The following is a 14,831-nucleotide window of genomic DNA, read 5'->3' as shown; positions in this document are numbered from 1 at the left end:
AGACGAGGGCACGCCCCCCTCGAAAAGCTGACACTTTGCCGGGATAGTCATTCATGACCCGTCTTGTACACTCGTCACCGGGGCGCGCGCGTTTTAGAATGCGCGCACTTCGGGACACCAGACTGGACTACCGCTACATCCGCGGCTACCTGGAGTCGCTGAACGGAGTGTCCTCCGTTCGCATCAACCCCGACGCCCTGTCGGTTGTCGTGCAGTACGATCCGGGCCGGCTTTCGCTGGAGGACCTGAAGGACTCCGTCGAGGAGCTGGACAACTCCACCCTGCCCCGGGTGCGTGACACTGCTGTCCTTGGACGGGACAGCGACCTGTCGCCCCTGATCATGGGCGCGGCCGTGTGTGCAGGATCCCTGTTCCTGCCACGCCCGGCCGTGATGCTTCTGACCCTTGCCAACATTTCGGACACGCTGCGCAAGGGGGTGGCCACCCTGGCCACCGAGGGCGTGCGCACCGAGGTTCTCGATGCGCTGGCCGTCGGCCTGTCCGCCGTGCGCGGCGAATACCTCACCGCCAACGTGACCCAGTGGCTGCTGCAACTGGCCTCGACGGTGGAGAGCTCGACGCGCCGGGCCAGTGACGACCTGATCGCCGACCTTCTGCGACCCCAGACCGGAACCGTCTGGGTCGAGGAGGCGGACGGAGCCACCTCCCGCGAGATCCCCTTCGAGGATCTCGAGGAAGGCATGATCGTCCGCGTCCAGGCCGGCGAGCGGATCCCCATGGACGGCCAGATCGTCCGGGGCCTTGCCACCATCGACCAGTCCGCCGTCACCGGCGAGAGCATCCCCCAGCCCAAGGAAGCCGGGGATACGGTTCTGTCCGGCTCGGTGGTGGTGGAGGGCAACATCTCCGTTGTCGCCCACCGGGTCGGGGATGCCACAACCACGGCCCGCATCATGCGCTTCCTTCAGGACGCGCTGGCCGAGGAAAGTGTCACCCAGTCGAAGGCCTGCGAGATCGCCGACAAGCGCGTCTCCATCACCCTGGGGCTGGCCGTGGCGGTCTTCCTTGCCACCCGCTCGTACCGGCGCATGGAGTCCGTGCTGCTGATCGACTTCGCCTGCTCAAGCAAGCTGGGAACATCCGTGGCCATCAAGTCCGCCATGGCGAGGGCCGCCCGCAGCGGCGCCCTGGTAAAGGGCGGACGGGCTCTGGAGAAGCTGGCCGAGGCCGACACCGTCGTCTTCGACAAGACCGGCACCCTGACGCACAACGAGCTTCAGGTGACGGACGTTGTGTGTCTGTCCGGAACCTGCAAGACCGAGCAGGATCTTCTGGCCCTGGTTGCCTCCATCGCCGAGCACTCGCATCACCCGGTGGCCTGCGCCATCGTCGATGCGGCCCGTGCCCGGAAACTGGCCCACATGGGTCACGAGGAGGTGGCCTTCATGATCGGGCACGGTCTGGCCGCCAACTCGGGCAGCCAGTCGGTCCGGATCGGCTCGCGCCACTACCTGGAAGAACACGAGGGCATCAGCTTCACCAAGCACAACAAGGTGATCGAGTCTCTCGTGGCGGAAGGGGGCAAGTCCCTGCTCTACGTCGGCGTGGACGGCGTTGCCCACGGGGTCATTGCGCTGAAGGACCGTCTGCGTCCCGAGGCGGCGGACGTGCTGGAGGGTCTGCGGGCCACCGGCATCAAGCGCCTGGTGATGATCACCGGAGACAACGAGGCCACCGCCCAGGCCCTGGCAGCCGAGCTGCACCTGGACGAGGTTCACGCCCAGGTGGCGCCCGAGGACAAGGCCGCCATCATCGACGGCCTGCGTGCGCAGGGCTTCAACGTCGCCTATGTGGGTGACGGGGTGAACGACGCTCCGGCGCTGATGAGCGCGGACGTGGGGCTGTCCATGCCCCGCGGAGCCGACGTGGCCCGGGCCAGTGCCGACCTGGTGCTTCTGGATGACTCCCTCGAGGGCGTCCTCAAGAGCCGCCAGCTGTCCCTGGACGTGATCGACCTGATCGACAGCAACTTCCGTATGGCCGTGGGGGTCAACTCCGGTCTTCTGGCCGGTGCGGCTGCCGGCTTCGTGCCGCCGGTGCTCTCGGCCCTGCTGCACAACGGAACAACGCTGGCGGTCCTGATGCGCGCGTTCACGGGCGGATCCTGGTCACCCGCTGCCCTGAGGGGCGCTCTCGCCGACGTGCGCAAGTCCATGGCGCGCGAGGAGGCGGAAGCCGCCGCACGACAGGGGCGCTCGCTCTCGGGCGAGCCCTGACACCACACAGGAACGGGGCCCGCGGGCCCCGTTTCTTTTTCCGGCCCGGGCGCGTGGGACACCCGGCCACTATCGGCCCACCGGGACCGGGGGCCAGCGCAGTGCACCTGAGCACCCGAAAGACGGGGCACCCCATCCGAACACGCTCACGTCATCCCACACCGGCAAGGGCTCCACACCCGGGGCCCCGGCTCACCGCCGCCCAAACAGAGCGGTCCAAGGGAGTACCGGCCGGGCGCTCCAGCCGAACACCCTCTTACTGATCACCCCATGACGCCCCCTGCCGCCGGCTTCTTTTGCCATGCGATCCCCCGGCCTCCGGACGGTACCGCGCCCGGGGCAGAACAGACCGGATGGCACCGCGCCCGGGGCGGGACAGACAGGCGGACAGGTGGACAGGTCCACTCGGATGCCGCGCCCCACGGGGACGCCGCCCCTCCGCCACCACAGAACCGGTCAGGCGCCGGACCCCGCCCGGGGATCCGGCACCCGTGTGACCGCGGACTAGAGAGTCTCGCGGGCGTTCTCCGTGCGCTCGATAATCTCCTGCATTGTGGTCACAAGAGAGCGCACCTCGTGGCGCAGCCGGTCGTTCTGGAGCGAAAGGTCCGTGCTGCTTCCCATGACATCGCCAGCGGCCTCCAGGGTATCGGACGCGAGAGACGACACCTGGGAGATGGACGCGGACACCATGTGGGTTCCGTCCGCCGCCATCTGGATACTGCCCACGATCTCGGCCGTGGCGGCGGCCTGCTGGTCCACCGCGGCCCGGATTGTGGAGATCACGCTGCTGACCTCGGCGATGCGGTGCACGATCCCGGCGATGGCCGCGGCCGCCTCCTGGATCGAGCCCAGGACGCCGTCGATCTGGCCGCTGACCTCCTCGGTCGCCCGGGCCGTCTGATTGGCCAGGCTCTTGACCTCGTTGGCCACGACGGCGAAGCCCTTTCCGGCCTCGCCCGCCCGGGCCGCCTCGATGGTCGCGTTCAGGGCAAGGAGGTTCGTCTGGGAGGCAATGTCCTTGATCAGGTCCACGACCTCGCTGATTTTCGACGAGGTCTCCGCAAGACCCTGGATCATGCTGTTCGTGTGCTCCGCCTCCTCAACCACGGTTCGGGACAGGTCCGTGGACAGAACCACCTGATGGCCGATTTCCGCAATGGACGTGTTCAGGGTTTCGGCACTGCCCGCGACGGCCTCGAAGCCGGAGGTGGTCTCTTCCGTCGCCGCGGCCACCGACACCGCCTGCTCACTGAGGTTCTGGATGGAGCCGGTCATCCGGCTCGCGGTGGCCTCCAGGCGCTCGTAGGCCTCGCCCACGGCCTCCAGCAGTCCGATGGAGGTCTCGCGGAACGACTGGACCAGCGCCGTCATCTCGGTGGACTGCTGCTCCGCAAGCTCCATCTGGCGGTGCTCCCGTTCCTGGAAGGCCTTCTGCTCCTGGATCTTCTCGCGGAACAGGGTCAGCGCCCGTCCGATGCATCCGATCTCGTCCGCCCGCTCGACCACATCGATCTCCACGTCGGCATTGTCCTCGGCCAGATGCTCGACCGCGTAGCTGAGCTTCTCCAGAGGCCGGGCCACAAACAGGGACAGGATAAAGTACAGGGCACCGATGGACGCCGCGGCCCCGATCACCGACAGCCCGCTGATCCCCCACAGGATTGTGTTGAAGCCCTCATCGACCTGAAGCTTCTCGACCTTCATGAGCTCGTGGTTGGCCTGGATCCGCACCGCCATATCGTCTTCCAGACGATTCTTGGCGTGGACCCCGCTCGCCTTCCAGCGCCGCAGCGCCTCGGCCACCTGACCGTTGCCCGTCAGTCGGGCAAGCTGGTCCATCTCCGCAATGAGGGCACGGGCGTCCTTCTGGAGGTTCAGGGCAATGGGAAGACGGGGGTGGGTCGGCCCCAGAAACTCGACCATCCCGGCGAAGCCGTTCTCAACGGCCTGGGCCGCATTCCGGTAAGCGGTGTCGTGCCCCTCGACACCCGGCGTGTCATCCAGCATCAGCGCAACCAGTTCATAGCCGGCAGCATGAAGGGAACTGGAAATCTCGCCGTACGTGATAGCAGCACGCGCATCAATATCGACGATGGCGCTGACCGTTTCCTCCTGATAGCGCGTCATGACTATGATGACACTGACAATCGAAACAAATGTTATGACGATCACTGCAATAGGAAGAAAAACCTTGTGCGTGACCTTTAGATCAAGGAGCCATTTATTCATGCTCCATCCTCCCGTAAAACCACATTTCTTGCCGGGCACGGCGTGGGGACAAGGACGGACGGACACCGATTAAATCTTGTAGAAGACTGATTCAAAAGAGGTGTGCATGCCCTGGCCGTCTCATCGGATGGGTGCCCGGTCGCGTTCTGCACATCACCAGGGCCCTTTGACAGGTCACTGGTGTGCATCGTTTGTTATGGCATATAGGGCAATAAAGGCCAGTCTTTTCATCGGCAAGAGTATAAAAACAATGTTCCGCCAAGAAACGATACCGCCCCGGCCTGGCAGCTTTTCTTGTCCGCTTTCCGGACGAACCGGGTGCTTCCCGGCCATTTGCCGGGCCTTCTATGGGCTTCGGCCCGGGGCGCGAGGCCCGACGCCCGACGTCACGCTGGCCCTCCCCGGCTCACCCGAACGACGGTCCGACACGCCGGCCCGGCACACCCCGAAGCCCCCGAAAGGCCATATCCGGGGAGACTCGGGCGCAGAGCGACACTCCGCCCCTCACGGGCGCTCCGCCCGACCTCGGGGCGCCGCCATGTCCGTGCCCGGGGTCCGCGCCCGCAGCCGGATCCGCTCCGGCAAACAAGTCCACTACGACAGAAATCGGCCACAAAAGTCGCACCTATAGAGAAAATACGTTTAATAAAAATATTAATAATTATAAAAACCACACTTACACTCACCATTACAATAAATAAAAATTACATCATTATGGATACCAAAAAAATCAGACACTCAAACCCGAAAAACCTCTTTCGACTCTACTGAAGCCCGAAGGGGAAATCGAATTTTCAGCCTGTTTTCGGGGGAGGACCTCTAGAATTGCGCGCGGGGGGGGGGGACACTAAGACGCAAAAACAATCAACCTTGACGAGTAATTTTATGGTCTGCTATTTTGAATTCGTTTGGGCGCTGCCCCCAACACACTTTAACCGGTGCCAGCTTGCATGACCATCGGAGGCAAAACGAACCGGTATGGCGAACCAACTCGACGACCTGCTGAAGTTTGAGGCAGAGGTGCTTTTCGAGCAGAGCACGGCCGAGACAGCGGCGGGCACATTCGTAGCACTCGTCGGTTCGTTGCCTGTGGTCTCAGATGACGAGGATTGGGATCCCGACCTTTCACCTGCAGAAATCGCTGGAGAGGGCATAATCCCGTCTCTCGATGCAGCAACAGACTTTAATGCCGGGACCGATTTTCTCCAAGTCGGCAACCGCGGGCGACGATCCGTAAAACCCGCAGTCTTGCCTACTGGAACAAGGATATCGATCGCCCCGGATATCTGCTCTGCGTGGGCAGAGGACATTATCGCCAAAGGATACTGTTCTCTCGACGATATCGACCGTGTAGTCGCCTATTGCGAAGGGAATGGCAGCTGGGACGAGCTACGCGTCAATATCCGTCGCAACCTGGAGACCGCGGGCTTCGATCTTGATGAGCCGCTCGACCACGAAGCCTATCTCTGGGACGCTATCTCAGACACCTCTCCCGATGACCTCTGTGAAGCAATCGAGGCAGCCCTAACACGCAGAACGTGCCTACCCGGCACAGAGCGGTTTGCTATAAACAAATCAAGCGAACTGAGGTTGTTGGAAATCATGACGAGAGCCAAGCAGGGACTCCAGCTTGGCATTCTGAATTCGGAGGGCGCGGTCGAGACGATCCTGAACGTTATGGATAAAATCCGTGACGATTTGAGGGATTCACGCTCGGTCTCCCTGAGAACGATTATTCCGTCGCGGCCCGACCATGCAGAAACATCCGAAGTGCTGGCAGCTGCGGATCACCTGAGATCGTGGTTTACAGCAGGTAGGGTGATGGACGGAAAACAGCGAAGAGAAGCACTAGCTGCGCTTGAGGCATTAGATCTCTCTTTTGGATTTCACAGGGAGCTAATCCACAAACTGGGAGCGTGTCCAGAGTACTGGCCAGAAGCTAGTCAGCTGGAAGGTAAACTACTGGCATTCGAAGCTGCCAGTGAACACCTCATCCACAAGCACCTGCCTTACGTAAGGCGCTTTGCCGTTCGGAATGGGGAGGAGGGCGAGGATCCAGAGGACATCTTTCAAGTTGCCTTCATGGGCCTGCAGCGCTCTGCAAGACGATTTGATCCCGAGCGCGGTTCACGCTTCCTCATCTACACCACTTACTGGATGCGGCAAGCCATCAGGCGATGGCGGACTGACGAAGGGGCGGCGATCCGCATACCGGTCCATAGGACCGAGAAGTTCTCGGAACTTGATCGCGCCCTTGAAAAGTTGGATATCCGTGGTGATGGCACTGTACCCGACGCCGAAGTCGCCGAAGAGTTGAGATGGTCAATTGAAGAGGTCAGACAATTTCGCTCTATCCCACGCGAGGCACTGTACCCAGAAAGCCCTGACGAATGGGATAACCTGCTGCCCGAGTCCTCGGACACGTTCCCTTTCGACCAGACCGAAACGGAAAGAGTCGTGAAAAGCGCCCTGGCCGATCTTCCGAAACGTCAGGCTGATGTGATCCGGATGCGCTTTGGCATAGGGTGCGATTCTGAAATGACACTCGAGGAAATCGGTCAGATTTACGGCCTAACACGCGAGCGCGTTCGTCAGATAGAGGCCAAGGGCCTCAGTCGCCTTTCCCATCCCGGGCGCAAACGTCGCCTCCAAAATATGCTGGGTTTGTGAAGATGGGTGTAAGGAACGCGCCTCCTCATGCAGGGGCAATGCTGGAGTCCCTTCGAGGTCTCGGCTACGCGCCCGCTACCGCACTAGCAGATCTGGTCGACAATTCCATCGCTGCAAATGCCCGCGAAGTTGCCATTGGTCTTGAATGGCTCGGCCCAGAGAGCCGGGTGCGGGTTATCGATAATGGCGACGGCATGGACGATCCAGCCCTGGAAGCCGGCATGCGCCTCGGCGCATGTGATCCAAGAACCGAGCGCGCCGCAACTGATCTTGGTCGCTTCGGGCTGGGTCTGAAAACAGCCAGTTTCTCGCAGGCTCGCCGCCTCACCGTTGCCAGTCGTAAGAAGGGTGGGCCGATAGTGTGTTTGCGCTGGGATCTGGATCTCATCGGTCAGGAAGCCCGTGCTGAATGGCCACTCTTCGAGGGGCCAGCCCCGGGATCAGAGCATTTGCTCCAGCCGCTGAAGGAAATGCCCCACGGCACCATCGTGCTCTGGGAAAAACTCGATCGCATCGTCACCGATGGCTTCACGGGCAAGAACATGATCGAGCTGGCGGACCGCGTGGAGGCACATCTTGCGATGACCTTTCATCGGTTTCTTAGTGGGCACCCCCCCATGCTTCGCCTCACTCTCAATGGGAGAGAATTGAAGCCTTGGGATCCTTACCTCACCGGGCACCCCGGAAAGGCCCTAGAAAGCCCCACGTATCGGATACCCCCATCCACCGGGGCGACCGTGCAATGCCACGTCCTTCCACACCGCGACATGCTCAAGCCTGCGGAACAGGACGCTGCGGCCGGACCTGGTGGATGGACGCAACAGGAAGGATTCTATGTCTACCGCAACAGGCGTCTCCTGCTGGCCGGAGGATGGCTTGGCCTCGGCGACGGCGGCAAGCCATGGCCGCGCGATGAAGCCCACAGACTCGCGCGTATCCAGCTCGATATTCCGAACAGCGCAGACGCCGACTGGAAGATCAATATCCTGAAATCAACGGCGAGCCCCCCCGTGCGCCTGCGACCTCACCTTCATCGTCTCGCGACAGAAACACGCCATAAGGCGCGACAGGTCTTCGCCTGCCGGGGACACCTAACGCCGGCCTCAGGCACACGCTCGAACGCAGTCGCCGATGCCTGGCAGGTACGGCGGTCCGCACACGGCACGTCTTACCGGATCGCTCGCGACCATGACCTTGTGGTTTCAATACTCAATCGCGCCGGTCCGCTCAAGCCCGACATCCTTGCTCTTCTGCGGCTGGTCGAAGAATCAGTTCCCGTGCAGCGCATCTGGCTGGATACAGCGGAAGACAAGGAAGTGCCACGAACTGGTTTCGCGGAAGCGACAGACCGCGAAGTAATGGAAATCCTATATCCGTTGTTCGAGGCGCTGATATCCCAAGGGCTAAGCAACGCCGAGGCACGCGAACGACTCAGCCGAACACCCCTATTTGAACGCCACCAGCGTCTGATAACAGCTCTTGAAGTGAAAGATGCGCAATGACAAATTCAAACGCAAAGATCTTCGAATCCCTGCTTTCGATGGCGCAAACCCTTCTCAAACATAGAGCGGAGACCACGCAGAAACCCATCACGCCCGAAATGATCAGCCAGATCCTGGACGATCTCTCAGGCAACGCCTTAACGAAGGACATGTTCGCCGTCGTCGAGCGCGATTCGCTCCACAACGAGCTTATCCGCCGCTCGAGCCGAACAATGGGCAAAAGCGCCACATTATCGAGCGAAAAAGACCATATCCCTTGGCTTGATGCAGAAAGAAAAAAAGGCTGGACCTATTGGAATCGCTACTCACAGTACATGGAGACGCACATTCCCTGGACAGCCCTGGACGCCCTGGACGCAGGGACGGACGAAATCCTCTCACAACTTGAGGACCCCAAACGAAAAGGACATTGGGATCGTCGCGGATTAGTCGTGGGCCACGTCCAATCGGGAAAGACCAGCAACTATACAGGCCTGATCTGTAAAGCCGCTGACGCTGGTTACAAGATCATCATCGTGCTTGCCGGCCTGCACAACAATCTGAGAGCTCAGACCCAGATCCGTCTGGATGAGGGCTTTCTGGGCTATGCCACGATCCCGAATGCTGCCGAACTGCCGGCGGCAGGAGTGGGGGAGATCGACACGGACATGTCGGTCCGCCCTAACGCTGCAACAAATCGAGGCGAAAAAGGGGATTTCAATACCGCCACAGCAAACACAATGAATATCAGCCCCGAACAGAAGCCATGGCTATTTGTTGTCAAGAAGAACAAAACGGTTCTTGAACGCCTCCTGTACTGGATCCGCAACCATGTCACCGATCAGGTTGATCTGGAAACAGGTCGCAAGCTGGTCACAAACCTGCCTCTCATGATGATCGACGATGAGTCTGATCACGGCTCGGTCGACACCGGTGAAGATGTGGTGGACGAGTTCGGCAACCCCGACCTCGAACATGAACCCAAGACGATCAATGGCCTGATTCGGTCAATCCTCAACCATTTCTCTCGGAAAGCTTATGTAGGCTACACGGCGACACCCTTTGCGAACATCTTCATTCATAGCCGTGGAGAAACACAGCAGCACGGACCAGACCTCTTCCCCGCAGCCTTCATCACCAGCCTCGCGGCGCCCTCAAATTACATTGGACCGGGACGGGTCTTTGGATCGGCATCAAGCACGCCTGAAAACCTGCCGCTGGTGCGTTCACTATCAGACAGCGAGTTCCACGAGTGGATGCCGCGACAGCATAAAAACGGCTACCAACCGCGATGGAAAGGACAGAGCCAGGTTCCGGACTCTCTCGCTGAATCAATTCGCGCCTTTGTCTATGCATGTTCCGTGAGAAAACTGCGGGGACAAGGCAATCAACACTCATCAATGCTCGTACACGTAACCCGCTATACGTCAGTGCAGAAAAATGTCCTGTACCAGGTCGAGGAATACGTACGGGATCTGAAGGGACGCTACACCCGCGCCATTGAGCTTGAAGAACTCGAGGCTTTCATGCGAACCGAGTATGAAAACACGTTTTCAAGAGGAATGCTGAGCATCCGTTCCGCCCTGGTAGAGGGTGAAACCCTTGAAGACTTCTCGTGGCAGGACATACGCGGTGTCCTCCCCGACGTATTATCCGATATTCGTGTCCGCGAAATCAACGGAACCGCCAAGGATGCGCTCGACTACAATGATAACGAGACTACCGGCCTCAAAGTAATCGCCATCGGCGGCGATAAACTGGCCCGTGGGCTGACGCTTGAGGGCCTTTGCACAAGTTACTTCCTCAGAACCACACGCATGTACGACACCCTCATGCAGATGGGGCGATGGTTCGGGTATCGCGACGGCTACCTCGATGTCTGCCGCCTCTACACATCTCACGAAATGGTGGAGTGGTTTGGGCACATTGCTGACGCATCAGAAGAACTTCGCCAGGAGTTCGACAACATGGTAGCGGCTGGAGCAAATCCAAAGCAGTTTGGTCTTCGTGTAAAATCGCATTCCGTACTCACAGTTACTTCTCGTGCGAAGATGAAATCCGCTCGTCCTATGCTAATAACATACTCTGGAGACCTTTTGCAAACCATCGTTTTCTCCAACCACAAAAACGAGATATCTTCGAACTTTATCGCAACAGATCGGTTCCTCAGCGCGCTGGGCCCATCGACAGATCTGAACAATCAGCATTTCATTCCAAAGGGGCAAAAATGGAACGGCCACCTGTGGCGGAATGTCGCGGCCACCGATGTTGTCTCGTTTTTAAGAGCCTACAGGACGCACCCTGCCAGCTTCCGAATTATGAGTGCCCTGATCGCGGATTTCATCGAAGAAATGAACAAGGATGGCGAACTAACCGCATGGACCATCGCGCTTATCGGGAAGGATAGCGGGCCGGACGACAAGCACCGCGCGGTAGGCGGTTTTTCAGTCAACATGCTCCAACGCAGGCGCACGACCGAACATGCGGATCGATACTCGATCAAAACGCTAATCTCACCTCGTGATCAGGCTATCGACCTGACCGAACCGGAATGGCAGGCTGCTCTTGACCTCAGCCAAAAAACGTGGCGCCAGGACACCGATAGAAACGAGGGAAGAGAGCTACCGTCTGAACCGAGAGGCCCACAAATCCGGCACGTACTCGGAAAGGGCCTCCCCGAAAAGGGCATTAAGGCCCGTCGGGAGCGTGGTTTGCTTATGCTCTATCTGCTTGATCCTGATGGTTCTGGAATCCCTGAACTCAGGGACGCCGACCCGATCGTGGCGTGGGCGATCAGTTTTCCGTCAAGCCCTTCCGAGAAAACGGTTTCCAACGAGACCTATGTCGCGAACAGTATAGAATGGGGAAGGCTGAATGACTGGGTGGACTGAAGAGGGGCTCAACAGAATTTGGAAAGCACTCTCAAAAATTGAAGCTTCTGACGGTTGGCGTTTTTTACATCTTACCGATATTTCTTCCGTCTCGATCATGGCAGGCTGCGAACTCCCACTCGGACGAGAGTCATTGATTCTTTCCTTCCCCGGATCACGTGCAGTTAACCCAGAAAAGCTTCCTGACGGAAAAGGTTTCGATGTGTCCCATATTGCCAGTCAGACCGAATTCGCGGGCAGAACGGCTATTGCTCTCGTCAGACGATCTGAAGGCTCACTCGATATTTTCACAAGCATGGTCGTGGATATCCTGAGAACTATCGAGCTCTCAGCGCCCTCCGGGGCAAACCGGACCGTTATGGATGCCTTTCTCACGCGACTTAAAGAGTGGCAGTTATTTATGGCCCGCGCGCGCCACCCACTCTCATCCGCTGAAATAATAGGTCTGTTCGGCGAGCTCTGGCTGCTCAGGCATTTTCTGGACACCTCCCTCGGTATTGAGGCCTTGGATTGCTGGCAGACAAACTTACACGCGGCACAGGACTTCCGAATTAAGCAGGGGGGGGCTATAGAGGTAAAGAGCACAATGCAAACCGGTCAATTTCTTGCACAGATTAGCAGCATCGAACAGCTGGATGGTGCTTGGACCCCCATCTTTCTTGCGGCACTCCGTTTTGAAGAAAACAAAAATGGTATTTCGCTTGCAGATCTTGTCTCACAACTGAGACAGAGTTTCGGACGGGCTGGCGCTCAAACTCGGTTTGATGCACTTCTTACGCTGATGGGCTACCTTGATGAGCATAACACCCACTATGAGCGCAAACTGGCGTTGAAGGAAGCAAGAGTATTTCGCGTAGACGACAACATGCCCCGCCTAACAAGAGCCTCGCTCCCGCTTGCCATTCGTTCAGCTCAATATGTCCTGGACGTGGACGCTCTCTCAGTGCCCGCAGTCGGACTGTCAGAATTGACCCAAGAGTTTGGACTGGATTGACATGACCCTTGAAGAGTTTCACCATAACTTTCGTAGCGACTTGCAGACCATAATCACTGAACGAATAGAGGCCGGAGAGGGCCCGTTTCCTTCAGACGAACTTGTCTTTGCCGAATTGGTTATGGAGCATCTCGCAGAGACTGGGATCTGCGACGCGCCAACAGTATGCCACTGGAGCGGAAAGGTCGGGAAAGCGAACCTTCGCATTACGGGCTATGCGCTCAGCTCCGATGAAGCCGCGCTCGATCTATTTGTGACCCACTATTTCGGATCCGAAGAACTAAACGATCTCAGAGACTCCGAAGCCACGGCAACGGCTCGCGAAGGCATTCGTTTTCTTTTATCTGCTGCTCAAAGCGACCTGGAAACTAAAATTGAGCCGACCCACCCTATTAGGGCCCTGGCCGGTATCATCCGTTCTCGCTGGAGCGATATCGACCGTCTTCGAGTATTCGTGATCACTGATGGCAAGACAAAGACCAAGCGCTTCTCCGCCACGGAGGTTCACGGGAAGATGGTCGCCGTCGAAGTCATGGATATCGAGAGGCTGCTCCGACACACCGAGGGCAAGCCGCGAGACGAGCTGCTTGTGAACTTCGTTCACTCCATCGGCCGTGCCCTTCCTTGCATCCACGTGCCAGACCCTGATGCAGACTACGAGTACGCCCTAACCGCCATTCCAGGAAAGCTGATCCGAGACCTCTATATCCGCTACGGCACAACTCTGCTCGAGGCGAATATCCGCACCTTTCTAGGAACCAAACGTGCGGTTAATAAAGGCATCGTTGAAACGCTACGCAAGGAACCCGAGCACTTTATGGCCTTTAACAATGGATTGGTCATTGTATGCGACGCAGCTACGTTTGAGCGAACTGCGGACGGTGACCTGGGACTGTCCTTTCTTAAGGGCCTGCAAATCGTGAACGGCGGCCAGACAACCTCCACAATCTACTTTTCCTCTCGTAACGATCCCACTGTCGATCTAAGTCATGTCATGGTACCAGCGAAGATCATCATCCTAAAAGAATTCCAGGATGAGGCGCGTGAGAGGCTCATCAGCAATGTGTCCCGTTATGCGAACAGCCAGAACGCCGTAAAGATCTCTGACCTTTCAGCAAACCGCCCGTTCCATCGGCAGCTTGAGAAGCTTGCAAACGAGACGTGGTGCCCTAACGGGACGACGCGATGGTTTTACGAACGGTCGGCCGGCGCCTACAATGTTATGCTTCTCAGAGAGGGGACTACACCCTCGAAGAGGCGGCGCCTTAAAGAAATGATACCGCCGAGACAAAAAGTGACTAAAAATGACATCGCGAAATATCATGAAGCATGGCGCTGCAGGCCAAACCAGGTCGCGATGGCAGGTGAGAAAAATTTTGCGGCATTTATGACAGCGCTGGACGAAAACCCGTCTATTGTTCCAAACCCACTCGACACCCGCTGGTATCGCTCTATGATTGCAAAGGTTATTCTCTTCAAAACCATCGAGGCGATGATAAAAACCACAGACGCAAAGGAAGTGTTCCGGCAGGGCTGGGTTAATATTGCGACTTATGTTGTATCGGTAGTTTCCGACCGTTTGGGGGATCGTCTGGATCTCGACCAGATCTGGAGGAGCCAGGGCATTTCAACCGGCCTGCGTGACATGCTGTGGGACTGGGCCGTGACCGTCAACGCTGAATTCAACAGGATTGCCCCAGGCCAACAGATCTCGGAGGTCGCTAAGCGGGCAACCACGTGGGCCACAGTCAGAGCCGCGAACTACCCACCTTATTCCCCTTTAATCCCGGAAATCCGGGACTAGCCTTTGGCCATTGCCCGCCTCTGTGCCGGTGCGGGACGGAGTGAGACGCCGTACGCCGCTCGGGCCTCGTTTAGGCGGTTTTTCGTTCTGGGAGTGTTGGCGCGTTGTGCTCCGGTCCCGGAGCACCAGCCCGTGGTCCGTGGATGGGGCGGTGCCAGCGTCGGACACAGAACGTTGAGTGGGGTGAGATGCGCCTGGTTTGGCGCGCCCTTGCGCCTGTGCTGGTGCCCTGTCCGCATGAGCAGTGCCCTGTGCGGTTGGCTTTGGGGGTGCTGAGACGTGGAGCGCGCCTTTTAGGGCCTCGAGGTTTGCCGCCCTTGTACGGGATGCACCCCGCTCTGGTGTGTCTCCCGGTCTCACCTCGGGGCGGACCGGGGAGAGCACCGACGTCCCCGCTTTTTTTTCGCCGGGAGCGGTGGTGCGCTGTCCTCCCGGCCTTTTGCGGCTTGGCCCGTGTGGCTTGGGGGGTGGCTTGGTTTTTGTGCATAGTAAAAAGCCCCCCGGATTGTGATCCGTGGGGGC

Annotated in this window: 7 protein-coding genes; 6 read left to right on the top strand and 1 reads right to left on the bottom strand. The window is 58.7% G+C overall.

Annotation, left to right across the window (positions count from 1 at the left end):
• Positions 1 to 53: 53 nt before the first annotated feature.
• On the top strand, positions 54 to 2,237 hold the full coding sequence (locus IHV25_RS10120) for a heavy metal translocating P-type ATPase (protein WP_192535009.1): 2,184 nt from the start codon (positions 54 to 56) through the stop codon (positions 2,235 to 2,237).
• Between the two features lie 504 nt (positions 2,238 to 2,741).
• On the opposite strand, the gene IHV25_RS10115 is transcribed toward IHV25_RS10120, so the two are convergent.
• Complete coding sequence (locus tag IHV25_RS10115; RefSeq protein WP_192535008.1) at positions 2,742 to 4,469, bottom strand: methyl-accepting chemotaxis protein; 1,728 nt, start codon at positions 4,467 to 4,469, stop codon at positions 2,742 to 2,744.
• 978 nt (positions 4,470 to 5,447) lie between these two features.
• Here IHV25_RS10115 and IHV25_RS10110 point away from each other — a divergent pair.
• The 5 genes from IHV25_RS10110 to IHV25_RS10090 are packed head-to-tail and all read left to right on the top strand — an operon-like array spanning position 5,448 to position 14,309.
• Positions 5,448 to 7,139, top strand: coding sequence for a sigma-70 family RNA polymerase sigma factor (locus IHV25_RS10110; protein ID WP_192535007.1), 1,692 nt, complete (start codon positions 5,448 to 5,450; stop codon positions 7,137 to 7,139).
• A gap of 38 nt (positions 7,140 to 7,177) precedes the next feature.
• The gene (locus IHV25_RS10105) at positions 7,178 to 8,641 is read left to right on the top strand and encodes an ATP-binding protein (protein ID WP_197975034.1); all 1,464 of its coding nucleotides are present in this window, start codon (positions 7,178 to 7,180) and stop codon (positions 8,639 to 8,641) included.
• Positions 8,638 to 11,511, top strand: a complete 2,874-nt coding sequence (locus tag IHV25_RS10100) for a Z1 domain-containing protein (protein WP_192535006.1) — start codon at positions 8,638 to 8,640, stop codon at positions 11,509 to 11,511. The genes IHV25_RS10105 and IHV25_RS10100 overlap by 4 nt, the downstream gene beginning before the upstream one ends.
• Positions 11,495 to 12,505, top strand: coding sequence for a PD-(D/E)XK motif protein (locus IHV25_RS10095; protein WP_192535005.1), 1,011 nt, complete (start codon positions 11,495 to 11,497; stop codon positions 12,503 to 12,505). Before IHV25_RS10100 ends, IHV25_RS10095 begins: the two co-directional genes overlap by 17 nt.
• Before the next feature lies 1 nt (position 12,506).
• Positions 12,507 to 14,309: an AIPR family protein gene (locus tag IHV25_RS10090; protein ID WP_192535004.1), complete on the top strand. Its 1,803-nt coding sequence runs from the start codon at positions 12,507 to 12,509 to the stop codon at positions 14,307 to 14,309.
• Positions 14,310 to 14,831 lie beyond the last annotated feature (522 nt).

The sequence above is a fragment of the Phaeovibrio sulfidiphilus genome (genome assembly GCF_014861485.1).
Lineage (GTDB): Bacteria > Pseudomonadota > Alphaproteobacteria > Rhodospirillales > Rhodospirillaceae > Phaeovibrio > Phaeovibrio sulfidiphilus.
Note: the sequence above shows the minus strand (reverse complement) of the source record. Positions and strands in the feature narration are given on the sequence as shown.